The organism is Aliiroseovarius sp. S2029, assembly GCF_023195575.1.
GTDB lineage: Bacteria > Pseudomonadota > Alphaproteobacteria > Rhodobacterales > Rhodobacteraceae > Aliiroseovarius > Aliiroseovarius zhejiangensis.
The window spans coordinates 137,509-163,816 of record NZ_JALPQE010000006.1; the positions used below are offsets into that span (position 1 = coordinate 137,509).

Below are 26,308 nucleotides of genomic sequence, written 5' to 3' on the forward strand. Positions count from 1 at the left end.
TCCCAGTTGGAAGTTGTATCGAGGATACGGAAGGGGGCGCGAGGTGGATCACTCTGCGCTGAATTATTTTTTCTGAAAGGCGTCCAAACCCAAGATTTTCACGGGAATGTTTCGCATTCAGACGCGGTCAGCCAGCAGCGGTCACATGCTTCAGATCGCCAAGAACTGCCGCAAGATCGCCGGTCAGATACAGGTCATCATCCAGCAGGATCACATCTTCGACGGGCCGTCCCACAAGCCGCCCGATGTCAGGCTGACCGATGCAATCGGCCGGGACCGAGGTCGCCATCCGCAACGCCTGCGTCAATGACGTGCCGGTGCGATCCACCAACCGTTTGACACCCTCGGCTTGCGTGACATGCGCGCCGGCCAGACTGCCTTCGGCATTGATCAAGCGGCCCTCTTTCAAAGCAATGTGTTGCCCATAGAGGTTGAAATGTTCCGGCCCCCCGACGGTCGCCATGGCGTCAGACACCAGAAACATGCGGTCTGGCACCGGGCGGGCACGGATGGCGAGCCCTACCATTTCATCCGCCACGTGATGACCGTCGCAAATGATCCCACTGTAATGGGTCGAGTTGATCACGGCCCCCACCGCTCCGGGCGCACGCCCCACCATCGGCGACATGGCGTTGAACAGGTGGGTGGCACAACTTGCCCCGGCCTTGAAGGCGGCCCTCATCATGTCGGCCGTCGCGTCCGTATGACCCAGCGAGACAACCGTGCCCATCCTGACAAGCTGGGCAATCTGGTCGGCTGTGGCCGCTTCGGGGGCCAGCGTGATCATCACGGACACATCCGCACCGCGCAAACGGCGCACCGTGTCCATCGTGCGCGCATCCAGCGGACGCACCAGATCGGGCGAATGGGTGCCGCGACGCGCCAAGGCGATATGCGGCCCTTCGACATGAAGCCCGACAATGCCCCGCTGTCCTTTGGCCGCGATCGCCGCGTCGGCTGCGCTGTCCAGAACTTCGGGCAGGTCGGTGATCACCGTGGGCAGAAGCGCGACGGTGCCAAAGCGCCGATGCGCATCGGCGATGATCTGCATCCCCTCGGGCGTCGGGGTCGAATTCAACTGCACGCCCCCCCCGCCATTGACCTGCAGATCCACGAAGCCGGGGGTCAAGAGGCCGGGCACACGGGCGGCATCCTTGCGAGCATCGGCCAAATCCACAACCCGGCCATCACGGATCAACACGGATACTCCGCTGTGCAGGTCGCGGCCATCAAACAGGCGGTCGGGTGTGATCCAATGCTCCATCATGCCGCCTCATCAAAGAAATAGGGATCGAGCGCAAGTTGTATCTGCGCGTCGATCAGTCGCTGCACGTGGTCGCCTGTCAGCTGTTCGGCGCGTGTCAGCACATCTTCACTGAACACCTCGCGCAGCTTCGCGTCCGTAATCGGCCCGTCAAACCCGCCGCGCAACGCCGCCACCGCCGCCTGCGCCGACGGATCGGGCCAATAGTACCGGATGCGGTCGGCCAGCCCGAAATGGCGCTGGTGCGACAGCGCGTCGGCATTCCCGTGATAATGCCCCTGCCAGTAGGCGGGGTTTTCGGTCATCACCCGCTCCATCACCACCTGAAGCGCACCGGGCGACGTGCTGATCTGGTCCAGCGCATAAAGTGCCTGACGATACGCAAAGGTCAGTGCGGGGCCGATTTTCTGGAAGGCAAAGCCAAGCTCGGCCAGTCGCGGAAAGACAGAGGGGTGTTGATAGTCGGTCGAATGCGCCTCCAGACAGACACCCGGCCAGCCGTTCAGCGCGGCCAGAAGGCCCGGATCACGGTCCAGCGGCATGTGATGCACGGCGGTGGGGCTGAATTCGACACCGGGCTGCACGACCAAACCGCCGATCATCGACGCCATATCTCCGAAACTGTCGCCATGCGCGGCCAGCGTGGCCTTGGCGGCAACCGGGTCGGTGGGGGGAATATCACCATCCTCGTCCATCCGCGCGCCACCCGGTGGGGGCACCTCGGTGCCAACGACAAAAAGCAGCCCGGTGGTGTCGCTGTCGCACGCCGCGACACAGACCCGCGCCAGATCGGCGGAGCGGGCGGCGGCCTCTGCGTCGCCCAACTGCGCAGCCTCGCCAGCACACCCTTCAGAACAATCCAGATGGATCTTGCGAAACCCGGCTTTGACGTAGTCGCGCACCAGAACGCGCGCTTTCTCCATCGCGGCGTCGGCGGGCATCGACCGCCACGCCTGTGGGCCAAGATGATCACCACCGAAGATGATCCGGTCGCGATCCACACCGGCCTTGTCGGCGATGTCTTGAACATATCCGATGAACCCGTCGGGGGTGATCCCGGTATAGCCGCCATCCTGATTGACCTGATTGCTCGTCGCCTCGATCACCACGGGGCGATCCAGGGCCTGCGCCCGCATGAGTGACGCGCGCAGCACATCGGGTTGCGCCGAACACACGGACGGAATGGCGGCCCGCTGGCCCGCCCTGTTGCGGGCGATTATATCACGCAGCGCATCAGCCATTATGCGCCCCCTCCGCTTGCCATGCGGCATAGGCCGCCCCACGGGCACCGCTGGTGTCGCCACCCTGCGCCAGAACCAGTTTGGCGGTGCCGAAATCACCGATCTGTGCCCGCTCGGCAGCGGCGGTCAGGTCATCGACCACGCCGTCAATCTGGCTCAACCCGCCGCCCAGAACGATCAGATCGGGATCGACCATCATCGTCAGCGTGTGCAAAAGCTCGGCGGCCATTTCGCACCAGACCGTCCAGACCTGCGCCATGTCGCCTGTGCGGCGTGCGGCGATCTGGGGCGGGTCGATGTGTTCGCCGGTCAGGGCCTTGGCCAGTCGGCTCATCCCCGGTCCGGCAATGTATGTCTCGGTGCAGCCGGGACGACCGCACCCACAGGTCACGACCGGCAGGTTGTATTTGGCAACAAGATGCGCGGGCGCTGCGGTATGGCCGAACTCACCCCCGGTCATGGTCGGGCCTTGCAGGATGGTGCCGTCCACGGCGATGCCGCCCCCGATGCCGGTGCCAAGGATCAGCGCAACGACCGTGCGCCGCCCCTGCCCGACGCCAAACACCGCCTCGGACAACGCCATGGCGCGGCAGTCATTGACATAGGTGATTGGGCGTCCGATCGCGGCCTCGATGTCACGCTGAAACGGCTTGCCAGATGCGGGAAGGTTTGCGGTCAGCGCAAGACCGGTCACAGGGTGCAAAAGCCCGGCAGCCCCCACGCCGACGGGAACGTACCGGCCCGCAATCTCATCCGCCCAACGGATCTGCTCGGCAATGGACGTGACCAGATCACCATAATCAGAGGGCGTCGGCACCCGATGGCGATGGGCCACCGCCCAGTCATCGCCGAACAGCTGCACCTCGATCTTGGTGCCGCCCAGATCAATGCCGGTCGCGATCATGACGCCACCGGATAGAGCTTCACGCCCGACACCACGCGGCTGAGCGTCCCCTGACCCGAAAACGGATCATCCACGTTCAACCCCAGCGCGCCCGCCCATTCCACGCCCGTCACCTGCGCCAGTGCGACGCATAGCGGCGCCGCCCAGGTGGGGCCGAAGGGCATGGGAATGTCGATATCCCCACCCGGACCGACCGCCATCACCCGCGCCTGCGGGAACTGCGCGCGCAGCTCGGCCACCAGATCGGAATCATAGTCGCGCGTGGGGGCATCGGGGCTGGTGAACACCGTGATCGCGGTGTCGTCACTCACAAAGGATTTCGGGCCGTGGCGGAAGCCCAATGTGCTGTCCCACAGCGCCGGGATTTGTCCGGCGGACAGTTCCATCACCTTCAACGCCGCCTCGCGGGCGGCAAAGGCCAAAGGGCCAGCGCCAACATAGACAGCCCGTTCAGGGCGCGGCATCCCGCGAAACTGCGGCAGAAGGGTGGATAAATGCCCCGCCAGCGCGTCCAGCCGCGACGGTACATTGCATGGCGCGTCAAACAGGGCCAGCGCGGTCAACAGCATGGTTGAAAAGCTGCTGGTCATCGCAAAGCCCGCGTCATGCGTGGCCTCGGGCAACACGATCACTTTCATCGGCCCTTGCGCGCCGCGCGTCGCCAGCGCGCCATCCTTGTTGCAGGTGATATGCAGCCGCGGCGCATCCGGCGCCAGCGCGTCCAACGCATCCAGCGTGCCGATGCTTTCGGTGCTGTTGCCCGACCGACCAAAGCTGACCACCAAGGGCTTCACGCCGTTCAGGAACGCCTTTGGCGCAGCCACAAGATCGGTGCTGGGCACGGCCCGCAGCCCCGGCACACCTGCCGCGATGATGTCACCGATATAGGCCGAAGTGCCAGCCCCGCAGAACCAGACCTCGTCATGGTCGACGCTTTTGATCCAGGCGCGCAGCCCGTCCACGTCCAGCGCCTTGCCCCAAGCCGACCAGATGGCAGGTTGGCGATGGATCTCGGCCCATGTGGCCCAATTGTCCAGAGCAGTCGTCATGTCGTTTGCGTCACTTTCGAAAGGGTTTCGGGGGTGTCAGGATCCAGACCCAGCGCCAGCGCGGTGTTCAGGATCACCGGATACATCACCGCCAGCAGAACCGCTGCCGCCGCAGCAGGCGTCAGGTCCGATACGCCAATATCTGCCGGCGAGATGCGATGCACATCGCAGCCAACCGCGCGGAACCGGGCCTCGGCCTTGTCCAGGCTCTCCTGAATGTGATCTGATCCCGTATCGAGGATCAGCACCATCAGCGGATTGGTCGCCAGTTGGAGCGGGCCATGCAGCACCTCGGAGGCAGAATAGTCCTCGGCATGCAGCGCGCAGCATTCCTTGAGCTTCAACGCCACCTCGATTGCCGCACCGTGGCCCGTGTCGCGTCCGATCACATAGACATTGCGCGCCCGCAAAAGGGCCGCTTGCAAGGCTTTGGCGCGGGGATGATGGGTCGTGATCCCCCTGAGTGCCTCTGCCGAGGCCTCGGCGCGCAGTTTATACTCAGGTTTGATCCCGCCCAGCAGCGCCATCCCGGCGGCAACCGACCCGATCACCGTTTTGGTGGCGGGCACCGCCAGTTCCGGTCCTGCCCCGATGGGCACAGTGGTTTCCGATGCGGCTTCGACCGGGCTGTCCGGCTGGTTGGTGATTGCCACCACGTCGGCCCCATTGCTGCGCGCACCTTTGGCGGCCCGGACAAGATCGTCGCTGGCCCCCGATTGGCTGATCACCAGCGCGCCCGCGCCGTCCATGTTGACCCCCGCTCCCAGTGAAAACACCGACGGCGGCAGAGAGGTGACAGGCACAGACAGCTCGCGCATGAGCTCGTAGGACAGGATATTGGCCGCCGCATCCGACGATCCGCGCGCGATGGTGTATATCGCCTTCGCATCCGCCAGCCTGCCTGCATCCACCGTTTGCGTGGCGGCTTGGCAGAACACCTTCAGCGCCTCGGCGCTTTCGCTGGCCATCAGATGGCCGTGGGTTTTCGTCTCAATGCTCATGCGCGTAGTCCATAGCTGTCAAATTCTTCCCAAGTGCCGCGCAGGTCGACCACGCCGCCATTGATCCGGGCCTCGTCCAGCGCCATGGCGACCAGTCCGGCCTCAAGCGCATCGACCACGCCGACGGGCAGGCTGTCAGTCTTGCCGCGCAGAAAATCGGCAATATCCGCGACCATCATGTGATCCGCCCCGTAATGCGCCGAGGCATGTTTCTGTTCCATCGTCGTATAGTCATGGTCGGCAATCACCGACCCATCGCGCGCCGTGGCCTTCAGATAGCCACGCACAAAGTCACCTTCGGCCATCCCCAAGGCCCCGAAGATGCAGAACCGCCGGTGATCGTCGGGCGCGTTCAGATTGGTGTGGAACGCCATCGACGCCCCGCTTTCATAGCGCAGGATCGCGGTCTGAAAGTCGATGATATCGCCATCCGAGTCGTAGGGGTCCGGGGCGCTTTCCCAGACGCTTGACTTGCGCTGCGCGATCTCGGTCTCGGTGTTGGTGGTGGGGGCGAACTCCGGCAGAAAGGACTTCTTGCCGCCAAAGCTCGCCACCTGCATGGGCCGTGAGCGGGTGACCATGTTGTAGATATCCAGATCGTGGCAGCATTTTTCCAGCATGAAGCCACCGGACAGCGCGCTTTTGCGCCGCCAGTCGCGCATGAAAAACGCACCGTGATAGGGCGGGATATGTTCGTTCGCTTCCAGCGAGGCGATGGGGCCAAGCCGGTCCAGCACCGCGCGCAGATCGACCATGTGCTGCGAATAGCGCAACACCAGCCCCACCATCACCTGATCGGTACCATGTTCGGCCAGTAGCCGGGCCAGTTCGAACGTGTCCGCGCGCGTCGTCACCACCGGCTTCTCGGTGAATATCCGCACCCCAGCTTCCAGCCCCAGCCTGATATGTTCAAGGTGATAGACATTGGGCGAGCCGACGAAGAACAGGTCCGGCTGCGTGTCCGAAAGCATCAAAGCCACATCGTCAAACCGCGGAACGTCCGTGCCGATCATCTCCAGATGCGACGGCTGCGGGTCGTAATACCCAACGAACTCCACCTCGGGCATCGCCTCTTTCAGGATCGACAGGACATGGCCTGCACGCAGACCAATTCCGGCAGTGACGACTTTCATGCCACCATCTCCGGTGCGGCCTGACGGCGCAACACGTCGCCATTGGCATCAAAGACATGGCAGTTCTCCGGCGCCACACTCAGCGTCAGGTTGCGCCCCTCTTCGATCGGCGCGTCGCCGGGCAATGCGGCGCAGAAGCGTGTGCCGTTGCCAATGGTGCCATAGGTGATCGAGGTGCCGCCCAGACGCTCCAGCACGTTGACCGAGATATCCAGACCGCTATCGCCCATACTGACATGCTCGGGGCGAATGCCGACCTCGACCTTGTCGCCCTTGTTCACTGTGGTTGACGCGACGGGCAATGCCATGCGGTGGCCGCCATCAAGTTCAACCATGACGCCGGAGCCGTCCACACCTGCCACGCGGGCCGGGATCAGGTTCATGTTGGGCTGACCGATGAACGAGGCCACGAATTTCGTCGCGGGGTGGTGATAGAGCTCCATCGGGCTGCCGAACTGTTCGACACGGCCGCCGTTCAGAACCACGATGCGATCCGCCATAGTCATCGCTTCGACCTGATCGTGGGTTACATAGACCATGGTGGCGTCCAGTTCGCGATGAAGCTGGCTCAGTTCCACGCGCATGTCACCGCGCAAAGCCGCATCGAGGTTCGACAGGGGCTCATCGAACAGGAATACCTTGGGATTGCGTACAATCGACCGCCCGATGGCGACCCGCTGGCGTTGACCACCCGACAATTGCCCCGGTTTCAGGTGCAGCTTGTCGGTCAGTTGCAGAATGCCCGCGGCTGTCTGCACGCGGCTGTCCAGTTCGGCGGCGTCCATCTTCTGCACGCGCAGCGGAAAGGCGATGTTCTCGTAAACGCTCAGATGCGGATACAGCGCATAGGACTGAAACACCATCGAGATACCGCGATCCACCGGGTTGGCGGTGCTGACATCCGTGCCGCCGATGACGATCTGGCCCGATGTGGCCTCTTCCAGCCCGGCGATGATGCGCAGCAAGGTGGATTTGCCGCAGCCCGAGGGGCCGACGAACACCACGAACTCCTTGTCCTTGATCGCAAGACTGATGTCATGCAGCACCTTCGCCGCGCCGAAGGATTTGTTGATCGCGTTCAGGTCAAGCGTTGCCATGGTCAAACCGTCCTTTTTCCAAAGATCCGAAGGCGGCCTGGGCGACGTTGGACGCCGCCCAAACCAGCGAGGATGAGATCAAAGAGCCTCGTCCAGCTCTTCCCCCGCGATGGTCACCAGGTTATCCACAGTGTCATCCTTCAGGATGATGCCCTGCACCATGTTGGTGAACACCGATTGCAGCGATTTGAAGTCTTCGACCAGCGGCTCGGGGCCACCTGTCGAAATCGTTGCGGTGAAATTCGGCCAGATGCCGCTTTCATAATACAGATCGGTCTTGCCCAGCGCGGCATAGTCAAGGATCGGCGTCAGGCCCCATGTGCTGTCCAGATCATACTGGCTGTCGCCCGAGGTGATCATCTGCGCCAGTTCATGCGCCAGATCTTCGTGACCCGTGCCCTTGAACACGACGATGCTGTCGGTGATCAGGATCGTGCCGCTTTCCCCCGACGGGCCTGCGGGCACCGGGGCCACCAACTGGTTGATGTCTTCGTTATGTTGGCCATAGCCCCACGGGCCTTGCACATACATCGCGATCTTGCCGTCATTGAACAGGTCACGAAGTTGGTCACGCTCCCACGCGGTGGGGCCTTCCTGCGCCACATCAACAAGTTTGCCATAGAACTCCAGCGTCTCGCGAGTTTCCTTGCTGTCCAGCTTGTTTTCCCCCGTGGCCGGGTCGATCACCACACCACCGTTGGAGTAGAGATAGTTCAGGAACTGGTGCATCGTGTTGTCGAAGTCCTTGCCCGCAAGGCCCACGCCCGCCACATCGGTGTTGTCGACAACGCCTTTGGCCATTGCATACATCTCGTCCCAGGTTTTGGGCGCGACACATTCCTGACCGCTTTCTTCGATGATACCGCAGTTGATATAAAGTGCTTTGGTCGAGAACGCGTGCGGATAACCCCAAGCCTGTCCTTCGATGGTGACGGTGTTCAACACACCTTCCTGATACGGGGCGTCTGCCGGGATTTGCGCTGGTACGATCAGGTCGTTATTGGCCATCTGGCGCAGGGTGCGCGAGCCCATATAGGCGATCGAGGGCGGATCACCGGCCGCTGCCAGCGTCAGCGACTTGTCCTGGCAGGTGCCCCACGGCACGGCCTCCAGATTGACAGTAACGCCTTCGTGCTTGGCGACAAACTCATCCACGGTTTTCTGATCCGCTTCGCGCACTTCGCCGCCGCACATGATGAAGTGCAGTTCGGTCGTATCAGCCGTGGCGGTCAGCGCCGAGCCTGACAGCAGCAGCGCCGCCAATGACAGTTTGGTTACATTCATTTTGTCTCTCCCTTGGTTGGTTCATTCCTTGACCGCACCGGCCGTCAGGCCCGCGACAAGGTATTTTTGCAGGAACAGGAAGATGACCATGACCGGCAGAACCCCCACCAGGGCCGCGGCCATCATCTCGTTCCAGGTCACCGACTGATAGCCGATGAATTCGTAAAGACCGGCGGGCAGCGGTTGCAGCTCGCGGGTCTGGTTGAACGTGATTGCGAACAGGAATTGCTGCGCATAGGCGCCGATGAACACAGCGACACCGACCACGATCAGCCCCGGCACCGCCAGGGGCAGCACCACGCGGCGCAGGGTGTACAGGCGCGATGCCCCGTCAACAAAGGCCGCTTCCTCCAACTCGCGCGGGATCTTTTCCAGATATGAGCGCAGCAGCCAGATGCCGGTGGGGATCAGGAAGGCCACGCCCGGCACGATCATCGCCCAATAGGTGTTCAAAAGCCCCATGGTGCGCAGCACCCGATAAAGCGGGATCAGCAGCACCGCACCCGTGAACATGTTGACGCCCAGAAAGAGGCCCAAGGACAGGTTTTTGAATGGAAACTGCAACCGCGCATAGGCATAGGCCGCCGGGACGACAAAGATCATCGTCAACCCCGTCACCATGAACGAGATATAGATCGAGTTGAAGATGTAGCGGCCCAAGAGCGGCACCGTGACCCACATCTGTTTGTAGGCATCGAAGCTGAAATCATCCGACCAGAACTGATAGGGGCTGCGGAACAGGTGTTCGAGCGGACGCAGCGACGCCATGAACATCTCGAAAAACGGCAGCAGGATGAAGGTCAGGAAGACCGCGAGGCACGCGTAAATGCCGAGAATCTGTAGCTTGGTGTAGCGATCCATCATCTTACTTCACTCCGTATTTCTTGTTCACCTTGTTCAGGAAGAACAGATAGGCGAGTGAGAACAGGCCAAGCAGCAACACGATGATCACCGCGCGCGCTGAGCCTTCGCCAAATTTGTAATTGCCGATGGCAGTCTTGTAGGTGTCGACGATCAGGGTGGTTGTCGCGCCGCGCGGGCCGCCTTCGGTCAGGATCCAGATGATCTCGAAACTGTTGAAGGTGAAAATGGCGGACAGAAGCGACATCGACACGATCACCGGCATGATCTGCGGAATGGTGATGCGGCGGAACCGATACCAGCGCCCTGCCCCATCGACCCAGGCGGCCTCGTAAAGATCGCGGCTCACGCCTTGCATGGCGGCCAGGAAGAACAGCGTAACCATCGGCACCCCGACCCAGACATCGGTGACGATGGCGGAATAGAAAGCCGATTGCTTCTGGGCCAGAAACTCGAACGGTGCATCGGTGATGCCCAGATGCATCATGACACCGGACAGCACGCCGAAATAGCCGTTATAGAGCCACAGCCAGCCGATACAGCCGATGGCGATGGGAATGACCCAAGGCGGCATGACCAGCACCCGGAACAGCGCCCGCCCCGGAATGGCAGCGTTCAGAAGCGTCGCACCGATCAGACCCAACACCAGCTTCAGCGCAACGGAAAGGAACATCCAGTAGAAGGTGCGCACAATGGTCTGGTGAAACTTCCGGCTCTCGACCAGCTCTTCGTAATTTGCAAGGCCGACGAAGGTCTCGCCCCCCAGCCCGGCCTCCATGAAGGACAGGCGGATGGTTTCGGCCAGGGGCCAGGCGACGATGACAGCGATGAAGATCATGGCGGGGCCGACCAGAAGCCAGGCGAACACGCTTTCAGGCAAGGCTTTGCGTACGCCCTTTGCCGTTGACGACTCTTCTGCATGCATCACGTCTGCCATCTATGTCCCCCCATGGCACCCCGGCGAATCGAGGCGTATACCAATTCATACCATTACAAGCCTATTTTGACTACCATTATAATACCATTAAATGCACCTCTATGAATATATGGGCCGTTTCAATGCGTTAACCACTAGATCGGCAGCTGCGCCGAACTAACATCTTGCCAAGCGGGCTTCTTTGGTATTATTTTTTGATACCAAACAGGATCGGACACAAGATGCAGACGCAGACTGAATGGCTTTCACCGGAGGTGTGGTATCAGCAGGGGCGCGGGCCGCGTTACCTGCAACTGCACCGCCATATCAGGGCAACGATCCAGTCAGGCGATCTTGGCCCGGACGATCAGCTTCCGCCCGAACGCGACCTGGCCGAGGCCGCCGATGTCAGCCGCGTCACAGTGCGCAAGGCCATCGCGAAATTGGTCGAAGACGGGTTGATCGAACAACGTCAGGGGGCCGGGTCATTCGTGCGCGCCGCCGCACCCAAGCTGGAACAATCCCTGTCCTCGCTCGTGTCCTTTACCGAGAACATGCAGGCGCGTGGCATGACCTCGACCAGTGAAACGCTGTCGTTGGGTCTGTTTCGCCCCACCAGCGAAGAGATGATGTCGCTGGGCCTGTCCGCCAATGATCGGGTTGCCCGCATCGAACGGCTGCGCAGCGCCAGCGGCACACCGATGGCGCTGGAACGCTCGTCCCTGCCCGGTGATATCCTGCCCCACCCCGAACAGATCGACGTGTCGCTTTATGCGCTTCTGCGCAAGACAGGTCAGGCCCCCACCCGCGCCATTCAGCGGGTCACCGCAACCAACCTGACCGCCGCGGACGCCCAGATGTTCAACCTTCCCGAAGGGGCAGCGGTTCTAAAAATCGAACGCACCGGATACCTGACCACCGGTCGCCCGATCGAGTTTACAAGCGGCCTCTACCGCTCTGATATCTATGACTTTGTGTCTGAATTAAGATTGGACTGATATGGAATATACCTGCCGCCTGGATGGCGCGAAAATGATCTGCTCCATCACGTCGGATCGGGACCTTGCGGCCCCGATCTTATGCTTTTCCGGCATGGCGCCGATGACGGCCACGAAAGGTGGTGAACGGCTGCGCGGGATGGGGAGTTTCACCGAAGTGGCCCTGCCCGACCTGAAAGCAGGTCACCCGCACGAGGTGGTGGTGGAATACACCGACGGCCACCGCGCGGCCAACCGGGCGTGGTTGCCGCTTGGCCCCTATCTGCGTGCACAAGGCGAAGCAATCGCCCTGCCATACCACCCCAAAGGCCGCGTGCCGCCCCTCTTGCCCGACCTTGGCCCCATTGATGGCCTGCCCCTTGTGCCGCAACCGGTAAATTGGACGCCCAGCGATGGCACGGTCGACGTGACCGGGGTGCAGTGTGGTGACGACGCCCTGACAGCCGTTGCCGATCTGGCCGCCCGGCGAGGGTGGCGGTTTGACGGAGATTTCCCCGTCAGGATCACGACCGCCGATATGGCCGCAGATGCCTATCGGTTGCAGATCACCCCGAAATCCATTCACATCACGGCGGGTGACTACGGTGGGCGGTTTTATGCAGGGGTCACTCTTCTGACACTGATGCAGGCCGGGCCGCTGCCCTGTGGCGTGATCAGTGACGCCCCGCGGTTTGGCTGGCGCGGGCAGCATCTGGACACCGCGCGCCATTATTACCAACCGCAGACCATTCTGGATCTACTGGACCTGATGGCGCTGTTGAAACTGAACCGCTTCCACTGGCATTTCGCGGATGACGAGGCGTTCCGGCTGGAAATCGACAGCTTCCCCGAGCTTTGGCAAAAGACAGCGTTCTGCGGCGAAGGCCATCTGCTGCCCGCGCTGTTCGCGGGGGGCATCAAGGCGGGCGGCAGTTACTCCAAGGCGACGGCCCGCCAGATCATCGCCCGTGCTGCGACCCTGAACATCGAAGTGATGCCGGAAATCGAAGCCCCGGCCCACGCGCTTGCCATGACCCATGTGTTCCCCGACATGCGCGACCCGGCGGATAACGGTCCCGAGACCTCGGTGCAGGGGTATCAGGGCAATTGCGTGAACCCGGCCATGCCCAGAACATGGGACGTCCTTGACGCGATTGCGATAGAGGTCGGCAACCTGTTTCCCTTTGGTCACTTGCATCTTGGATGTGATGAGTTGCCCAAGGACACATGGATGGGATCGCCTAAGGCGCGCGCCTTGATGAAGGAAAAGGGTTTGAACACCACACAAGACCTGCAAGGCTGGACCATCGCAAAACTCGCTGAAACCGTCGTTCAGAATGGCCAGCGCCCCGCCGCCTGGGAAGAGGCTGCGCAAGGGGCCAACGGCGGTATCGGACATGACGCCATCCTGTTCAGTTGGACCGGACAAGGGCCGGGGCTGGAAGCTGCCCGCGCGGGTTATGACGTGGTGATGTCGCCCGCCCAGCATGTCTATCTGGACATGGCGCACAGCGCCGATCCCGACGACTGGGGCGCAAGCTGGGCGGCGTTTATCTCGCTCGCCGATACGATCAACTGGGATCCGGTTCCCGACCCTGCACTGGCCGACAGGATCATCGGGGTGCAAGGCACCTTCTGGTCCGAGTTCACGACCGAAGACAGCCAGATCTGGCCGATGCTGATGCCCCGGATGTTGGGTGTGGCCGTCAAGGCATGGCAGGTGGATCCGATCAGCGCCGATAACCTGACCCGCCTTGCGGTCAGCTATCAACGCATTTGGCCGGTCGACCGGGCCGGGTGATGCATGGCCGCCGTGCCCATCTGACAGATCATTCCTTTTTGGCTTCGGCAATCTGCTCTCGCAGCCAGCGGGCGCGGTCCAGTTGTTCGCTCACAAGGTCGATCTTCTGCTGCAACCGCTGCTTTTTGGTTTCTTTCGTGGCCACTTCAAGATCGGATCGAAGCGCGGTGGCTTTGGCCTCCAGCTTCTTCATGATCTTCTCGACATGGGTCGGCTTGATCTTCTGCGCCTTCCCCTTCTCCAGACGCGTGAAATAGCTGTCCAGTTTTTCGGTCGTGCTTTCAAGTCCCATCACGGTCTCCTTTTCGGTGTCGGGCCGTTCAGCCCCCCGGGCGACGACAGAATGGGTGGCTGCCCTTATCGGGTGCCCCCCTTCTCCTTGTCACGTAACGCCTCCATGACGATGGCCATCAACTCGTCATCATCCAGCGCCAGAATGCGTTCGACCTCGGCCATCGCGTCCTCTTGTGCGATGTAATACGCCCGCGCAGCCCCAAGCAGATCGCGCATCGCGGAATAGGCATAGCTGGAATCGTTCAGGAACGACGTTGCAACCGCGGCATCCAGTTCGCGCTGGCGGATCAGGGCTTCGATCCGCGTGTTTGCCTCGCGTTCATCTGTTTCCACCTGCATGCGTTCCTGATCCAGCCACAGGCTGGAACGGTCATCGGGGTCGGCCATGTCAAGGTTGCGGATTTCGACCAGAATGCGCGCGATCTCGATGCGCAACTGGTCATAGATATCGGTGACAGCCCCCTGCCGGCGCGTGGTATAGCGGGTGACGTTGCGCCGCAGATGTTTCACCGCCTTCACCGCGCGCACGATCCGCCCGGCCACGTCACGCAACGTATAGATGTCGTCCATCACATCGGCGGGCATATCCTTGGCCCCGATCCGCGTGGCAAATTCAACAATGGCGGAATAGAGCGTCTTGATCCGCGCCTCGTAGCGTTCGTCGATGTCAAATTCGAACGGTTTCCGGCTGGCCCGGACGGTCGCGGCAATGTCGGTTGACGAAAACACCGCGTCCCGGTGCAGGTTCAGCCCGTGCAGGATCAATTCGACCGCGTTGTCATAAAGGTGTTTGACCTCGTGCCGCATGGCCACGGCGATGGTCTGTGGAAACTCGTCGACCGCTTCGGTCAGGTATTTCGGCTGGCTCAGATCCTCGACCGGGGACGGGATGGTCTGTTCCAGAAAGCCGATCAGGCGGGGCAGAAGCGGCAGCATCAGCACCACTCCGAGCGTGTTGAAGATGGTGTGAAACACGGCGAGCTTCAGGGCGTAATCCGTGTCCGGGATCCCGACACCGGCGGCAACCAGATCGACGCCATCACGGATCGGCGCAAGGAAAATCAGCGCGACACCGGCGGTCACCAGATTGAAGATCAGATGCGCCAGCGCCAACCGCTTGCCCTGATAGTTGGACGTCACCGCCCCGATGATCGCGGTGATCGTGGTGCCGATATTCGCCCCGATCGCCAGCGCCAGCGCGTTTTCATAGGATATCTGCCCAGCCGCCAGCGCGGTGATGATCAGGGTCATCGTGGCATGGCTGGATTGCATGACCACCGTGGCCGCCGCCCCGACAAGCGTATAGACCGCAAGCCCGGCCAGCCCGGTCATGGCAAACCGGGTCAGATCGAACTGGCCCTTGAAGGCGTCGAACCCCTCTTTCATGTGGTGAATGCCCAGAAACAGAAATCCCAGCCCGGCCAGAACCAACCCTGCCCCGCGCAGGTACTTGTTCTTTTGAAACACCAGCACGATGGCCACCGCCAGCATCGGCAGCGCGAAAGAGGCGATGTTGACCTTCAACCCGAACCCCGCCACCAGCCACGCCCCCGTGGTGGTGCCGATATTGGCGCCAAAGATGATCCCGACCCCCGCCATCAGCGTGATCAGCCCTGCCGACAGGAAGGATATGGTAATCACCGACACCAGCGAACTGGACTGCATGATTGTGGTCGACAGGATCCCGAACCCCATCGACCTGGGGACCGAGGCCGTGGCTTTTTCCAAAAGGCTTTCAAGGAACCCGCCACTGAACAGCTTGAACCCGTCTTCCAGCATCAGCATGCCAAACAGGAATATGGCGACGCCGGCCGCGATTTCCTGAAAATCACGGCTGAGCCAGAAGCCAAGGCCAAGCGCCAGAAGGATCACCGGCAACAGAAGTTTCTTCATCATGGCGGCATGATCGCGCGCCCGCGTGGCCTCTGCCTTGTCGCAGGTCAATTCACTGAAACATTGCGCCCGGGGGAAATTTATCGTTCCCTGTGGCCCAATTGGGGGCGCGCATTGGAACGACTGAAATCAGCCACGATGAAGATACTGGCCATCGCCCTGATCGCCATGATGTGCGCGATCGTGGTGCAAGTTGTGTGCAGCGCGTTCGACATCAATCCTATCCTGAGCTTCACATCGCCCCTGCCCCTGTTGGGCAAGGCGGTCACGTTGAACTCGCTACTTGACCTGCAATGGCACCTGTTGGTGGTCACCGGGTCGATTCCGGCCGGGATAGTCTGGTTGTCAAACAAGCATGTGCGGGTGGACTTTCTGTATCAAAACCGCAGCGACCGGACACGCGCCCGCATTGATCTGCTGGGCAACTTGCTGTTCGCGGTGCCGTTCTTTGCCTTGGGGCTGCCCGCGGCGTGGTCTTTTATGACGCGCGCCTGGTCCTCGGACGAAGGCGGACGCAATGGCGGGTTGAACGACCTTTGGTTGATCAAGGCGGCGCTGCCGCTGGGGTTGGGTCTGCTGGCCGTCGCGATCCTGATCGAGACCCTCCGCCTGATCCGGGCCAGCCGATGAGCGACAGTTTGCTGCCCCTCGCGATGGCGGGACTGACCCTGACCGCAATTTTCGCCGGTTATCGCGTCGGCATGGTGTTGGCGGGGTCCGCGGCGCTGTTTATCCTGATCTCGGACCTGCCAATCGCCTATTTCAATCTGCTGATCAGCCGGATTTATGCCAATGTCCTGTCCAACTGGCTGCTGGTCGCGGTGCCGATGTTCATCTTCATGGGGCTGATCCTTGAGATTTCAGGCGCAGCCGAGCGTTCGCTGAAAGCCGCCCAACGCGCCTTGGGCGGCAGTGCGGCGGGGATGGGGTTTTCGGTTCTGGTGATCGGGGTCTTGCTGGCCGCCTCCTCCGGCATCGTCGGCGCATCGGTGGTGCTTCTGGCCCTGCTGGCCCTGCCCCGGTTGGAAGAGGTCGGTTATGACAAGCAAACCTCGGCAGGGTTGATCGCGGCCTCGGGCACGCTGGCGATCCTGATCCCGCCCTCGGTCATGCTGATCGTCTTGGGCGATCAGTTGCAAACCCCGGTGCCCGACATGTTTGCTGGCGCCATCGGGCCGGGGCTTTTGCTGGTGCTGGCTTATAGCGCCTATGTCATCTGGCGCGCGCGAGGGTTGCCTGCGCAACCCCGCCACGACCGCATCTCGCTACCGCGTCTGATCTTCGACCTCGCCCCGCTGTTGGCGCTGGTCATCTCGGTCCTTGGCTCGATCGTTGCAGGCATCGCCACCCCGACCGAGGCCAGCGGCCTTGGCGCGTTTGGCGCGGTCATGATCACCCTGCTCTATCGCAGGTTCAGCGTTGCCATGTTGATGGAGGCCGCCACCCGCACCGTCACCACCACATCGGTCGTGTTGTTCGTGATGATCGGCGCCACCTGCTTTTCCGCCGTGTTCAAAGGCGTGGGTGGCGATGACCTGGTCGAGGCCGGCATCACCGCTTTCGGCACCGACCCTTACACGGTGCTGGCCGTGGTCATGGGGGCGATCTTCCTTCTGGGCTTCGTGCTGGACTGGCTGGAAATTACCCTTATCCTCATGCCCATCTTTGCGCCCATCGTGGCGGGGCTGGATTTCGGCAATGGGCTGACGGGCGACACACTTCTGATCTGGTTCGGCATACTGGTAGCAGTAAACCTGCAAACATCGTTCCTGACCCCGCCCTTCGGCTTTTCGCTGTTCTATCTGCGTGGTGCGGCGGGCGACAGCCTGACGACACCGCAAATCTATCGCGGCGTGTTGCCCTTCATCGCGCTTCAGGTGCTGGTGTTGGTGCTGCTGATCCTGTTTCCCGGTTTGATCACCGGGCTTACGTCATATTAATCGGAGGACCCTTATGAAAACGACCTACATGCTGGCCACTGTCGCCGCCCTTGCCGCGTCAAGCGCAACGGCCGAGACCTTCACCCTGCAAAGCGCCTTTGGCGGTCTGCCGGTGCTGGATCCCACCGCCAAACGCTTCGTGGCGAACGTCTCTGCCCTGACCGGCGGCGAGGTGGAGTTCAAATATCTTCTGGCCGGTGAAATGTCCCCGCCGTTCGAGATTTTCGACAATGTGAGCGTCGGCGCGATTGATGCAGGCTGGTCCTTTGCCGCCTATGCCAGTGGCAAGGAACCGGCAGCCGCCCTGTTCGGCTCGGTGCCTTTTGGCGGCGACCCTCTCTCCTATGTCAGCTGGTTGCACCACGGCGGCGGGTTGGAGCTGTGGCGCGAGATATATGCCCCCTACAACCTTGTGCCCATGGCCTGTGGCGTGATCCTGTCCGAAGCGGGTGGTTGGTATACCAAAGAAATCAACGCCCCCGAAGACCTGCAAGGGCTGAACATCCGCATCGGCGGGCTGGGGGGAGATATCCTTGCCAAGCTGGGCGCGAACGCGATGTCCCTGCCCACCGGCGAGATTTCCACATCGCTGGAAACCGGACGGCTGGACGCGACCGAACTCAGCTTCCCGCTGGTCGACAAGCTGTTGGGCTTCGACAAGGTGGCCAAGAACTACTATTTCCCCGGCTGGCACCAACCGGCGGGCTTTATCGAGTTCTATATGAACAAAGATAAATGGGACGGCCTAACCGACAGCCAGCGCACCGCGATCGAAGTCTCCTGCGCCGATGCCAACCTTTATGCGCTGGGGTCTGCCGCCGGGGCGCAAAGCGAGGTGCTGGATGGGTTCCGCGCCAATGGTGTGAACGTCGCCCGCCTGCCCGACAGCGTGATGGAGGCGTTGCGCGCCGCCGCTGACGCGGTCTATGCCGAAGAATCCGCCGAGGACGAGATGTTCAAGCGGGTGATCGACAGCTATCGCGCCTATGCCGCGAATTATCGCGAATATCAGGACCTTACCGACCTGAATTGATCCTGCATGCCGCGCCTCGATCCGGGGCGCGGCTGCTTTGCGAAGAAGGTTGCCCGATGTCCTACGCCCTGACAGATTTCGGTTCCTACACCGTGGGCGGGCGGCTTTTGCACGTGACCGAAGGCACCCCGCGCAAGGTGCAGTTCACCCGCAGCGTGTCGTTTACCGTTGATCCGCGCGGACATTTCGCCGTCGAACATGCCTATGTGCAGTATTTCGTGCCGCAAGACCGCCGCCCCGGCCCGCCTGTGGTGCTGGTCCATGGTGGCGGCATGTCCGGCAGTTGTTGGGAGACGACGCCGGACGGGCGGCCAGGCTGGCTGCATATTCTGCTGACACGCGGATACGAGGTGCATGTGGTCGACAATGTCGAACGGGGTCGCGCGGGATTTGCACCCAGCTTGTGGGAGGGCGACCCGATCCTGCGCGGCCTCGAAGAAGCGTGGACCTTGTTCCGCATCGGCCCTGCCGATGGTTTCCCCACGCGCACACCCTTCCCCGGCCAGCTTTTCCCCGTGGACCACGTCGAACCCCTTGCGCGCCAATTTGTGCCGCGCTGGCTGGGCACAACGCCGCTTCAATCCGCAGCCCTGCAAGCGGTATTGGAGCGGACCGGACCGGCCTTGGTGATCTGTCACAGCCAGGGGGCCGAGGTGACCTTTGACGCATTGTCCAGCACCCCGGAACTGTTCATGGGGATCATTGCCGTTGAACCCTCTGGCCTGCCCGATGATACAAACCACGCGCCCGATCCGCCCATCGTGATCTGCGCTGGTGATTTCCTTGACACCGACCCCGACTGGCAAGCCCGCGCTCTGGGGTGGGATCAGTTTGCAAAGCAGAAAAATGCCGCGCGCGTCCTTGGGGCGTCCGCATTCAGACCCGGCAACAGTCATATGATGATGATGGATGCCAACAATGCCGAGGTGTTGGATATTGCGTTGGACACGTTGGCGACGATCAGCCTCTAAACCCGACTGCCCGTCTTGAGTTCAAACCGCCGGAACAGAAGTGCAATGATCCCGGCGATGATCATGTAGAACAGCGCCAAAAGCAACAATGGCTCGTAGACGATAAACAAGTCTGACCGCACGCGGGACGAGACCGCATAAATCTCGACCACCGTAATCGTGGCGACCAGTGGGGTCGCCTTGAGTTGCAGGATGGTCTCACCCCCCAGCGTCGGCAGGACATTGCGGATCGCCTGCGGCAACCAGATGCGGCGGAACATGGTGAAACGGGGCATGCCGAATGCGTTTGCGGCCTCTAACTGGCCCTTGTTGACGCCTGCGAACGCACCGCGCATCACCTCGCCTTCGTAGCCCGCATAAGACAGGGTCAAGGCCAGCACCGCATAGGGCCAGGCCTGCCGCAGATAGGGCCACAGCTCGCTGCCACGGATCCACGGGATTTGCGGGAACAGCGAGCCCAGCCCGTAGTAGAGCAACCAGATTTGCAGCAAAAGCGGCGTGCCGCGAATAATTGTGCAGAACGTTTTGGCCGGTGCCGACAGATACCAAGGCCCGACCGCCTGCGCGAGGCCAAGGGGGATGGCCAGAAGAAACCCGGCCACCGTCGTCACGACCAAAATCCAGATCGTCCGCCAAGCGCCTTCAATCGCCAGCGGTGTGTATTGCGGGATCCAGTCCCAGCGAAGCGAGACCGCGCACCAGACCACCAGCCCGGCAAACAGCGCCATCAGCACGATGCGGTGCGGTTGCAGAAGGCTGCGCCATCCGGTCATTTGCCCGCCCCCCGCAAAGATGGCTGACCGCGGCGCGCCCATTTTTCGATCCGCGCAAAGATCGCACCGGAAAACAGCGTGACGATCATGTAAAGCGCGCCGGCTGCCAGAAAGAAGGTGAAATAGGCGCGGGTGCTGGACGCCGCCTGCCGGGTTTCAAGCGTCAGTTCACTGAAGCCCACGATGGCCAGAAGGGCGGTGTCCTTGGTGGCGATCAGCCACAGGTTTGCCAAACCCGGCGTTGCATAGGACATCATCGCCGGAATCGTCACCCGTCGCATCAGCATCAGGGGCGGCATGCCGAAGGCGCGCGCGGCTTCGATCTGGCCTTGCGGGATTGCCTGAATGGCACCCCGCAGCACCTCGGTCGCATAGGCGCCCTGAACAATGCCCAAAACCCAGATGCCCGCCACCACACCGCTGATTTCCACGCGTCCATATCCCAACGCGCTTGCCGCCTGATTGATCAGGTCGGTGCCGACATAATAAAGGATCAGGATCAACACCAGTTCCGGCACCGCCCGGATCACCGTTGTGTAAATAGCAAGGAGGTCACGGACGACCACCCCGCCATGCAGTTTTCCCGACGCGCCGAACAGCCCGATCACCAACCCGAACCCGAAGGCCCCCAAGGCGATCTGAAGCGAGTTGGCAAGGCCGCGCAGAAGGTTGCCGCCCCACCCCGGAGGGCTGAGCGACAGCAATTCTGCGCTTCTGGCCAGGCCAAGCGTGTCGAGGATCAGCTCCAAACCGAGGTTTACTCGCTATAGATGCTGGTCGTGAAGTAGCGCGACGTGATCTCGGCATGAGTGCCGTCGGCCAGAATGGCGGCGATCCCCTTGTTCAGGCTTTCACGCAGCGCATCATCGCCCTTGCGCACACCGGCCCCGACGCCCTTGCCCAAAATAGCTTCGTCATTGGCGACGGCGCCCTTGATTTCGCAGCACTGGCCCGCGTCCGAGTTGACGAAATCCGCCATCGCAATGCTGTCGGCCTGGGTGGCGTCAATGCGGCCCGCAACAAGATCCTGATTGGCTTCATCCTGGGTCTGATAGACACGAATTTCGGCGGCATCCCCGAAATAGGTGTTGGCATAGGTCTGGTGGATGGTCGATGCCTGAATGCCGACGATCTTGCCTGCAAGCGAGTCCGGTGTCGGCTCAATATCCATCGACTTGTCGGCCACGATCACGGCGGGCGTGTTGTAGTAAGGATCGCTGAAATCAATGGTTTTCATGCGTTCTTCGGTGATCGACATGGACGCCATGATCGCGTCGATCTGCTGGCCGGTCAGTGACGGGATGATCCCATCCCACGCCACGGGGGTAATCACGCAGTCCAGTTCCGCCGCTGCGCAAATGGCGTCGGCCACCTCGATTTCCCAGCCAACCCAGTTGCCCGAAGCATCAAGCGAAGCAAAGGGCGGATAGGGTTCGGCGGCAATGCCGATCTTGACTTCGGCCGATGCAGTCCCTGCGGCCAGCAGAGATGAGGCAAGGCCCACGGCCAGGTATGTCTTGAGTTTCATTGGTAATCTCCCGTTGGTTGGTTTCATTGTTCTCAGCCGACTGTCTTCAGAAACTGTTGCAGCCGTGCGGATTGCGGATTGCCGAACACCTCGGCAGGTGGGCCTTGTTCTTCGATCCGTCCTTCAAAAAGATACACCACATGGGTTGCCACTTCGCGGGCAAACTTCATCTCGTGCGTGACCAGAAGCATGGTACGCCCCTCCGCCGCCAGATCGCGGATCACGGTCAGCACCTCGCCCACAAGTTCCGGGTCCAGTGCGCTGGTCGGTTCGTCAAACAGCATCACGCTGGGGTCAACCGCCAAAGCGCGCGCAATCGCCGCCCGCTGCTGCTGCCCGCCGGACAGGTAGGACGGGAACGTATCGGCCTTGTCGCCCAGCCCGACCCGCTCCAACAGCTCTTTCGCGCGTTCAATCGCCTTGTCGCGCGGCACTTTCAACACATACACCGGCACTTCGATCACGTTTTCCAGAAGCGTGCGGTGGGTCCACAGGTTGAACGCCTGAAACACCATGCCCAGCCGCGTGCGGATGCGTTCGATCTGACGGCGCTTGACGGGGGTGCCATCGGGACGCAACAGCACCTCTTCGCCATTGATGACGATCTGGCCAGAGCTGGGCGTTTCCAGAAAGTTGATGCAGCGCAGAAAGGTCGATTTGCCCGACCCGCTGCCCCCGATGATCGCCACGACATCGCCCTTGTGCGCCGTCAGCGAGACCCCTTTCAGCACCTCGAGCGTGCCAAAGGACTTGTGCAGATCCGTCACCCGAATGGCTTCGGTTTCTTCGGCTTGCACCGGTGTTTCGCTGGCCGTCACGTCCGGCGTTGCCATCATTACCCCCCCGATTTCCGGCTTGTAGTAAGCCGCGATTTCCGCAATTATGCAAGCGTATAATTAGACTGTCGAGAGATGCGGTGACACAGACCCCTCGCAAATTCAGGCGCGAACCTGCCGAACAACGCATGGACGCGTTGATCCAGGCCGCGCTTGCGCTGATTGCCGAACGCGGGGTGCGGGGTGCCACCGTGCGCGCCATCGCCGAACGCGCCAATGTCACGCAAGGCTTGATTCGACATTATTTCACATCAAAGGAAGACCTGATTTCAGCGGCCTATGCGTATCACATGGGGCGCATGACCGATTTGACCACGGCGCCCGACGTATCCCAGGGCGCCACGGCCCGGGCGCGTCTGGCTGCGTTTGTGACGGCAGGTCTGCGCCCGCCGGTGGTCGATCCGGCGTCGGTCTCGCTTTGGGCCAGCTTTCTGAACAAGGTGCGCGAAGATGCGCGGATGCGCGCCATCCACGAACAAACCTACCACGATTTTCGCGACCGTCTGGAAGGGTTGATCGCCATGGCCCTGGCCGAAGCAGGCATCGCCACGACCCCCACGCAGCTGAGACATCTGGCGATCGCCTGCAATGCGGTGATCGACGGGTTGTGGATGGAGGGCGGCGCGCTGCCCGATGCGTTTGAACCGGGAGAGCTGCCCCGGATCGGATTGCGCTCGATCAGCGCGATCATCGGCTTAGACTTGCAGGAAACAGGACATCCATCATGAAATACGCAGAAATTACCCGCCGCCTTGCCGGTCTGGGCGGTGCGAAATGGGACGTTCACGTCCGGGCAAGAGCCTTGCGCGCCAAGGGGTGCGATGTGATCGAACTGACGATTGGCGAACCTGATGTGCCCACTCCGCCGGCCCTGATCGACGCGGCAGCCGCGGCCATGCAGGCCGGGCGCACCGGCTATTCCAACGGGCGCGGCGAGCCCGGGCTGCGCAGCGCCTTGGCAGAACGCTATACACACCGGACAGGGCGTGCGATCAGCGCCGATCAGGTGATGTGCTTTCCCGGCACGCAAACCGCGTTGTTCACCGTTTTGATGGGGTTGGCCGAACCGGGATGCGAGGTCCTGGTGGGTGATCCGATGTATGCGACCTATGAAGGCGTGATCCGCGCCAGCGGGGCCGACATGGTGCCCGTGCCCCTGCGCCCGGAAAACGGCTTTCGGCTGGCCGCAGACGACATCGCCGCCCGGATCACGCCCCAAACCCGTGCGATCCTGCTGACCACGCCGCACAATCCCACCGGGTCCATTCTGACACCTTCTGACATCGACGCCATTGGCGCGCTGGCATTGCAGCATGATCTGTGGATCATCTCGGACGAGGTCTATGAAGACCTGGTGTTTGACGGCGAAACCTTCACCTCGCCCCTGTCACGCGCTCAGCTTGCGGATCGGGTGGTTGTGGTCTCGTCGATCTCGAAATCACATGCCGCACCCGGCTTTCGCAGCGGTTGGTGCGTCGGTCCCGAGGCATTCACCGATGCGCTGCTGCCGCTGGCCGAGACCATGTTGTTCGGCAACCAGCCCTTTATCGCGGACATGACCGAACAGGCCGTGCGCGATGGGTCCGAGGTGGCCCCGGGCATGGCCCGCCGGTTTGCCGCCCGCGCGCGTCACCTTGCCGACCGGTTGGGCGGGGGGAGCGATCTGGTGGTGCACACGCCGCAGGCCGGGATGTTTGCCATGATCGACGTGTCCTCGACCGGGATGAGCGGCCACGCCTATGCCCTGCATCTGCTGGAGCACGCCCATGTCGCGGTGATGCCGGGGGCGTCTTTCGGCACCACGCTGGACGGATGGGTGCGCGTCGCCCTGACCGTCGATGACGATGCCTTTGATACCGCGTGTACCCGGATCATCGACCACGCCGCCCATCTGCACCGCGAGACAGCATGAAGACCGTCGGACAAGCCCTTGTTGCTGAATTGGAAAACCGCGATGTGACCTGCGTGTTCGGCATTCCCGGCGTTCACACGATCGAGCTGTATCGCGGGCTGGCGGAATCGTCGATCCGTCATGTCACGCCCCGGCATGAACAGGGCGCCGGGTTTATGGCCGATGGCTATGCGCGGGTGTCCGGCAAGCCCGGCGTGGCTTTCGTGATCACCGGGCCGGGCCTGACCAACACGCTGACCGCAATGGGCCAGGCGCGCGCAGACAGCGTGCCGATGCTGGTGGTGTCGGGCATGAACGCCCTGCCCGATCTTGGCAAGGGTCTGGGTCATTTGCACGAATTACCCGACCAGCAGGCATTGGCGCGCAGCGTCGCCCTGGTGTCGGAACGGGTGAGCAGCCCCGACAGCCTTGCACCCGCGCTGGATGCCGCATTCGCCGCCATGCAGGCCGGACGTCCCGGCCCGGTCCATATCGACATTCCGCTGGATGTGGCGGGGCAGCAGGTGACGCAGGATGTGCCGCCCGCTGCCCCCCTGCCTGAACGCGCGTTGGATGCAGCCACACTCGCCCGCACGGCGGATCTGCTGGCGAAAGCGCGCACGCCTGTCATTCTGGCCGGAGGCGGGGCGCGGACGGCGGCACTTGCGCTGCGCGACATCGCCGAACGGCTGGATGCGCCTGTCGTGCAGACCGTCAATGCGCGTGGTGCCATGTATGCCCATCCGCTGGGCGTCCCGGCCAGCCCCAGCCTTCGCGCGGTGCGCGACCTGATCGACGCCGCCGACGTGGTGCTGGCGGTCGGGACCGAGCTTGGGCCGACGGATTACGATATGTATGCCACCGGAAAGTTGCCGGTGCTGAACAACCTGATCCGCATCGACCTGTGCCCCGATCAACTGGCCCGCCACCCCGCCGAGGTTCCGATCCTTGGCGATGCCACGCACGTGCTGACGACGCTGGGCACGCATTTCAAAAACCATGACGTTAATAGGAACGGGGACCAGCGTGCCGAAGCAACCCGACACACCGCCTATGACGAGATCGGCCCCGAGATGCAGGCGCTGACCCGTGTTCTGAACGTGGTCCGAGACACCGTTCCCAATGCCATCATCGTCGGCGACTCCGCGCAGCCGATCTATGCCGGAAACCTCTATTACGACCACGACCGGCCCGGCGGCTGGTTCAATGCCGCAACCGGGTTCGGGGCGCTGGGATACGGCATTCCGGCGGCGATTGGCGCGGCGATGGCGGACCCGAGCGCCCCGGTGATCTGCCTGACCGGCGATGGCGGGGCGCAGTTCAGCCTGCCCGAGCTGATGTGCGCCGTGGATGAAAACCTGCCGATCACCTTCGTGATCTGGAACAACCATGGCTATCAGGAAATCGCGACCTCGATGCAGGCGGCGGGGGTGACCGTTGTGGGCTGCGACCCGACGCCACCCGATTTCGAGCATGTGGCCCGATCCTGCGGGATGCCGTTCTGGCGCTGCGGCCCGGATGGGATTGCCGCAGCACTCGGCGCGGCACGTGCTGTATCCGGCCCGACCCTGATCGACATCCGCGCCCCCAATCTTGCGCATTCCAACTAGAAAGCGAGACC

Annotated in this window: 25 protein-coding genes; 9 read left to right on the forward strand and 16 right to left on the reverse strand. The window is 62.1% G+C overall.

The features are described 5' to 3' along the window. Positions 1 to 127: 127 nt before the first annotated feature. The 10 genes from nagA to MUY21_RS13515 all read right to left on the reverse strand — a co-directional run bounded on the left by nagA (position 128) and on the right by MUY21_RS13515 (position 10,771). Positions 128 to 1,264, reverse strand: a complete 1,137-nt coding sequence (nagA, locus tag MUY21_RS13470) for an N-acetylglucosamine-6-phosphate deacetylase (RefSeq protein ID WP_248410865.1) — start codon at positions 1,262 to 1,264, stop codon at positions 128 to 130. After that, entirely contained in the window at positions 1,264 to 2,505 is a 1,242-nt protein-coding gene (locus MUY21_RS13475) for a class II D-tagatose-bisphosphate aldolase, non-catalytic subunit (RefSeq protein ID WP_248410866.1), read from the reverse strand. Before MUY21_RS13475 ends, nagA begins: the two co-directional genes overlap by 1 nt. Beyond that, on the reverse strand, positions 2,498 to 3,409 hold the full coding sequence (locus MUY21_RS13480; protein ID WP_248410867.1) for an ROK family protein: 912 nt from the start codon (positions 3,407 to 3,409) through the stop codon (positions 2,498 to 2,500). The genes MUY21_RS13475 and MUY21_RS13480 overlap by 8 nt, the downstream gene beginning before the upstream one ends. Further along, complete coding sequence (locus tag MUY21_RS13485; protein ID WP_191285696.1) at positions 3,406 to 4,458, reverse strand: tagatose-bisphosphate aldolase; 1,053 nt, start codon at positions 4,456 to 4,458, stop codon at positions 3,406 to 3,408. Before MUY21_RS13485 ends, MUY21_RS13480 begins: the two co-directional genes overlap by 4 nt. Further along, a complete protein-coding gene (locus tag MUY21_RS13490; RefSeq protein WP_229836576.1) occupies positions 4,455 to 5,459 on the reverse strand; it encodes an SIS domain-containing protein in 1,005 nt (334 codons plus the stop codon). The genes MUY21_RS13485 and MUY21_RS13490 overlap by 4 nt, the downstream gene beginning before the upstream one ends. Next, entirely contained in the window at positions 5,456 to 6,592 is a 1,137-nt protein-coding gene (locus tag MUY21_RS13495) for a Gfo/Idh/MocA family oxidoreductase (protein ID WP_248410868.1), read from the reverse strand. The genes MUY21_RS13490 and MUY21_RS13495 overlap by 4 nt, the downstream gene beginning before the upstream one ends. Then, complete coding sequence (ugpC, locus tag MUY21_RS13500) at positions 6,589 to 7,689, reverse strand: sn-glycerol-3-phosphate ABC transporter ATP-binding protein UgpC (RefSeq protein ID WP_248410869.1); 1,101 nt, start codon at positions 7,687 to 7,689, stop codon at positions 6,589 to 6,591. The genes MUY21_RS13495 and ugpC overlap by 4 nt, the downstream gene beginning before the upstream one ends. A gap of 78 nt (positions 7,690 to 7,767) precedes the next feature. Then, positions 7,768 to 8,973 carry a sugar ABC transporter substrate-binding protein gene (locus tag MUY21_RS13505; RefSeq protein WP_248410870.1) on the reverse strand — a complete coding sequence of 402 codons (1,206 nt, stop codon included), beginning with the start codon at positions 8,971 to 8,973 and terminating at the stop codon, positions 7,768 to 7,770. A gap of 21 nt (positions 8,974 to 8,994) precedes the next feature. Continuing rightward, a complete protein-coding gene (locus MUY21_RS13510; RefSeq protein WP_248410871.1) occupies positions 8,995 to 9,837 on the reverse strand; it encodes a carbohydrate ABC transporter permease in 843 nt (280 codons plus the stop codon). Between the two features lies 1 nt (position 9,838). Beyond that, entirely contained in the window at positions 9,839 to 10,771 is a 933-nt protein-coding gene (locus MUY21_RS13515) for a sugar ABC transporter permease (protein WP_248410872.1), read from the reverse strand. A 221-nt stretch (positions 10,772 to 10,992) separates the two neighbouring features. Here MUY21_RS13515 and MUY21_RS13520 point away from each other — a divergent pair, with 221 nt between their 5' ends. Together MUY21_RS13520 and MUY21_RS13525 are read left to right on the forward strand one after the other, a co-directional pair. Next, the gene (locus MUY21_RS13520; RefSeq protein WP_248410873.1) at positions 10,993 to 11,748 is read left to right on the forward strand and encodes a GntR family transcriptional regulator; all 756 of its coding nucleotides are present in this window, start codon (positions 10,993 to 10,995) and stop codon (positions 11,746 to 11,748) included. A gap of 1 nt (position 11,749) precedes the next feature. Next, positions 11,750 to 13,528, forward strand: a complete 1,779-nt coding sequence (locus MUY21_RS13525; RefSeq protein WP_248410874.1) for a family 20 glycosylhydrolase — start codon at positions 11,750 to 11,752, stop codon at positions 13,526 to 13,528. Between the two features lie 28 nt (positions 13,529 to 13,556). Here MUY21_RS13525 and MUY21_RS13530 read toward each other — a convergent pair whose 3' ends face one another. Both MUY21_RS13530 and MUY21_RS13535 read right to left on the reverse strand, forming a co-directional pair. Continuing rightward, positions 13,557 to 13,820 (reverse strand): hypothetical protein, encoded by a 264-nt coding sequence (locus tag MUY21_RS13530; protein WP_248410875.1) that lies wholly within the window; start codon positions 13,818 to 13,820, stop codon positions 13,557 to 13,559. A 65-nt stretch (positions 13,821 to 13,885) separates the two neighbouring features. Beyond that, positions 13,886 to 15,718, reverse strand: a complete 1,833-nt coding sequence (locus MUY21_RS13535) for a Na/Pi symporter (RefSeq protein WP_248410876.1) — start codon at positions 15,716 to 15,718, stop codon at positions 13,886 to 13,888. 111 nt (positions 15,719 to 15,829) lie between these two features. Between MUY21_RS13535 and MUY21_RS13540 the strand changes: the two genes are divergently transcribed. From MUY21_RS13540 to MUY21_RS13555, 4 genes are read left to right on the forward strand one after another with little or no spacing between them, the layout of a single operon-like run. After that, entirely contained in the window at positions 15,830 to 16,345 is a 516-nt protein-coding gene (locus tag MUY21_RS13540) for a TRAP transporter small permease subunit (protein WP_248410877.1), read from the forward strand. After that, positions 16,342 to 17,655 (forward strand): TRAP transporter large permease subunit, encoded by a 1,314-nt coding sequence (locus tag MUY21_RS13545; RefSeq protein WP_248410878.1) that lies wholly within the window; start codon positions 16,342 to 16,344, stop codon positions 17,653 to 17,655. The genes MUY21_RS13540 and MUY21_RS13545 overlap by 4 nt, the downstream gene beginning before the upstream one ends. 13 nt (positions 17,656 to 17,668) lie before the next feature. After that, positions 17,669 to 18,688, forward strand: a complete 1,020-nt coding sequence (locus MUY21_RS13550) for a TRAP transporter substrate-binding protein (RefSeq protein ID WP_248410879.1) — start codon at positions 17,669 to 17,671, stop codon at positions 18,686 to 18,688. A gap of 56 nt (positions 18,689 to 18,744) precedes the next feature. Next, complete coding sequence (locus MUY21_RS13555) at positions 18,745 to 19,659, forward strand: alpha/beta fold hydrolase (protein ID WP_248410880.1); 915 nt, start codon at positions 18,745 to 18,747, stop codon at positions 19,657 to 19,659. Here MUY21_RS13555 and MUY21_RS13560 read toward each other — a convergent pair. Genes MUY21_RS13560 through MUY21_RS13575 form a run of 4 tightly spaced genes read right to left on the reverse strand, consistent with a single transcriptional unit; the run spans position 19,656 to position 22,793 of the window. Continuing rightward, positions 19,656 to 20,432: an ABC transporter permease gene (locus tag MUY21_RS13560; RefSeq protein ID WP_248410881.1), complete on the reverse strand. Its 777-nt coding sequence runs from the start codon at positions 20,430 to 20,432 to the stop codon at positions 19,656 to 19,658. The two genes, MUY21_RS13555 and MUY21_RS13560, sit on opposite strands and share 4 nt — an antisense overlap. Beyond that, positions 20,429 to 21,181: an ABC transporter permease gene (locus MUY21_RS13565; protein WP_248410882.1), complete on the reverse strand. Its 753-nt coding sequence runs from the start codon at positions 21,179 to 21,181 to the stop codon at positions 20,429 to 20,431. The genes MUY21_RS13560 and MUY21_RS13565 overlap by 4 nt, the downstream gene beginning before the upstream one ends. Positions 21,182 to 21,189: 8 nt before the next feature. After that, positions 21,190 to 21,960 carry a transporter substrate-binding domain-containing protein gene (locus tag MUY21_RS13570; RefSeq protein ID WP_248410883.1) on the reverse strand — a complete coding sequence of 257 codons (771 nt, stop codon included), beginning with the start codon at positions 21,958 to 21,960 and terminating at the stop codon, positions 21,190 to 21,192. A 32-nt stretch (positions 21,961 to 21,992) separates the two neighbouring features. Beyond that, positions 21,993 to 22,793: an ATP-binding cassette domain-containing protein gene (locus tag MUY21_RS13575; RefSeq protein WP_248410884.1), complete on the reverse strand. Its 801-nt coding sequence runs from the start codon at positions 22,791 to 22,793 to the stop codon at positions 21,993 to 21,995. Positions 22,794 to 22,876: 83 nt separating this feature from the next. Between MUY21_RS13575 and MUY21_RS13580 the strand changes: the two genes are divergently transcribed. Genes MUY21_RS13580 through MUY21_RS13590 form a run of 3 tightly spaced genes read left to right on the forward strand, consistent with a single transcriptional unit; the run spans position 22,877 to position 26,297 of the window. Further along, positions 22,877 to 23,524, forward strand: a complete 648-nt coding sequence (locus MUY21_RS13580) for a TetR family transcriptional regulator C-terminal domain-containing protein (protein ID WP_248410885.1) — start codon at positions 22,877 to 22,879, stop codon at positions 23,522 to 23,524. Next, the gene (locus tag MUY21_RS13585) at positions 23,521 to 24,708 is read left to right on the forward strand and encodes a pyridoxal phosphate-dependent aminotransferase (protein WP_248410886.1); all 1,188 of its coding nucleotides are present in this window, start codon (positions 23,521 to 23,523) and stop codon (positions 24,706 to 24,708) included. The genes MUY21_RS13580 and MUY21_RS13585 overlap by 4 nt, the downstream gene beginning before the upstream one ends. Continuing rightward, complete coding sequence (locus MUY21_RS13590; RefSeq protein ID WP_248410887.1) at positions 24,705 to 26,297, forward strand: 5-guanidino-2-oxopentanoate decarboxylase; 1,593 nt, start codon at positions 24,705 to 24,707, stop codon at positions 26,295 to 26,297. The genes MUY21_RS13585 and MUY21_RS13590 overlap by 4 nt, the downstream gene beginning before the upstream one ends. Positions 26,298 to 26,308 lie beyond the last annotated feature (11 nt).

Excerpts from the sequence above, each read along its gene's own strand:
- MUY21_RS13575 (WP_248410884.1), bottom strand. The coding sequence starts at position 22,793 with ATGGCAACGCCGGACGTGACGGCCAGCGAAACACCGGTGCAAGCCGAA.
- MUY21_RS13525 (WP_248410874.1), top strand. The coding sequence starts at position 11,750 with ATGGAATATACCTGCCGCCTGGATGGCGCGAAAATGATCTGCTCCATC.
- MUY21_RS13490 (WP_229836576.1), bottom strand. The coding sequence starts at position 5,459 with ATGAGCATTGAGACGAAAACCCACGGCCATCTGATGGCCAGCGAAAGC.
- MUY21_RS13545 (WP_248410878.1), top strand. The coding sequence starts at position 16,342 with ATGAGCGACAGTTTGCTGCCCCTCGCGATGGCGGGACTGACCCTGACC.
- MUY21_RS13570 (WP_248410883.1), bottom strand. The coding sequence starts at position 21,960 with ATGAAACTCAAGACATACCTGGCCGTGGGCCTTGCCTCATCTCTGCTG.
- MUY21_RS13510 (WP_248410871.1), bottom strand. The coding sequence starts at position 9,837 with ATGATGGATCGCTACACCAAGCTACAGATTCTCGGCATTTACGCGTGC.
- MUY21_RS13505 (WP_248410870.1), bottom strand. The coding sequence starts at position 8,973 with ATGAATGTAACCAAACTGTCATTGGCGGCGCTGCTGCTGTCAGGCTCG.
- MUY21_RS13535 (WP_248410876.1), bottom strand. The coding sequence starts at position 15,718 with ATGATGAAGAAACTTCTGTTGCCGGTGATCCTTCTGGCGCTTGGCCTT.
- MUY21_RS13475 (WP_248410866.1), bottom strand. The coding sequence starts at position 2,505 with ATGGCTGATGCGCTGCGTGATATAATCGCCCGCAACAGGGCGGGCCAG.
- MUY21_RS13520 (WP_248410873.1), top strand. The coding sequence starts at position 10,993 with ATGCAGACGCAGACTGAATGGCTTTCACCGGAGGTGTGGTATCAGCAG.
- MUY21_RS13590 (WP_248410887.1), top strand. The coding sequence starts at position 24,705 with ATGAAGACCGTCGGACAAGCCCTTGTTGCTGAATTGGAAAACCGCGAT.
- ugpC (WP_248410869.1), bottom strand. The coding sequence starts at position 7,689 with ATGGCAACGCTTGACCTGAACGCGATCAACAAATCCTTCGGCGCGGCG.
- MUY21_RS13515 (WP_248410872.1), bottom strand. The coding sequence starts at position 10,771 with ATGGCAGACGTGATGCATGCAGAAGAGTCGTCAACGGCAAAGGGCGTA.
- MUY21_RS13550 (WP_248410879.1), top strand. The coding sequence starts at position 17,669 with ATGAAAACGACCTACATGCTGGCCACTGTCGCCGCCCTTGCCGCGTCA.
- MUY21_RS13495 (WP_248410868.1), bottom strand. The coding sequence starts at position 6,592 with ATGAAAGTCGTCACTGCCGGAATTGGTCTGCGTGCAGGCCATGTCCTG.
- nagA (WP_248410865.1), bottom strand. The coding sequence starts at position 1,264 with ATGGAGCATTGGATCACACCCGACCGCCTGTTTGATGGCCGCGACCTG.
- MUY21_RS13555 (WP_248410880.1), top strand. The coding sequence starts at position 18,745 with ATGTCCTACGCCCTGACAGATTTCGGTTCCTACACCGTGGGCGGGCGG.
- MUY21_RS13585 (WP_248410886.1), top strand. The coding sequence starts at position 23,521 with ATGAAATACGCAGAAATTACCCGCCGCCTTGCCGGTCTGGGCGGTGCG.
- MUY21_RS13480 (WP_248410867.1), bottom strand. The coding sequence starts at position 3,409 with ATGATCGCGACCGGCATTGATCTGGGCGGCACCAAGATCGAGGTGCAG.
- MUY21_RS13560 (WP_248410881.1), bottom strand. The coding sequence starts at position 20,432 with ATGACCGGATGGCGCAGCCTTCTGCAACCGCACCGCATCGTGCTGATG.
- MUY21_RS13530 (WP_248410875.1), bottom strand. The coding sequence starts at position 13,820 with ATGGGACTTGAAAGCACGACCGAAAAACTGGACAGCTATTTCACGCGT.
- MUY21_RS13485 (WP_191285696.1), bottom strand. The coding sequence starts at position 4,458 with ATGACGACTGCTCTGGACAATTGGGCCACATGGGCCGAGATCCATCGC.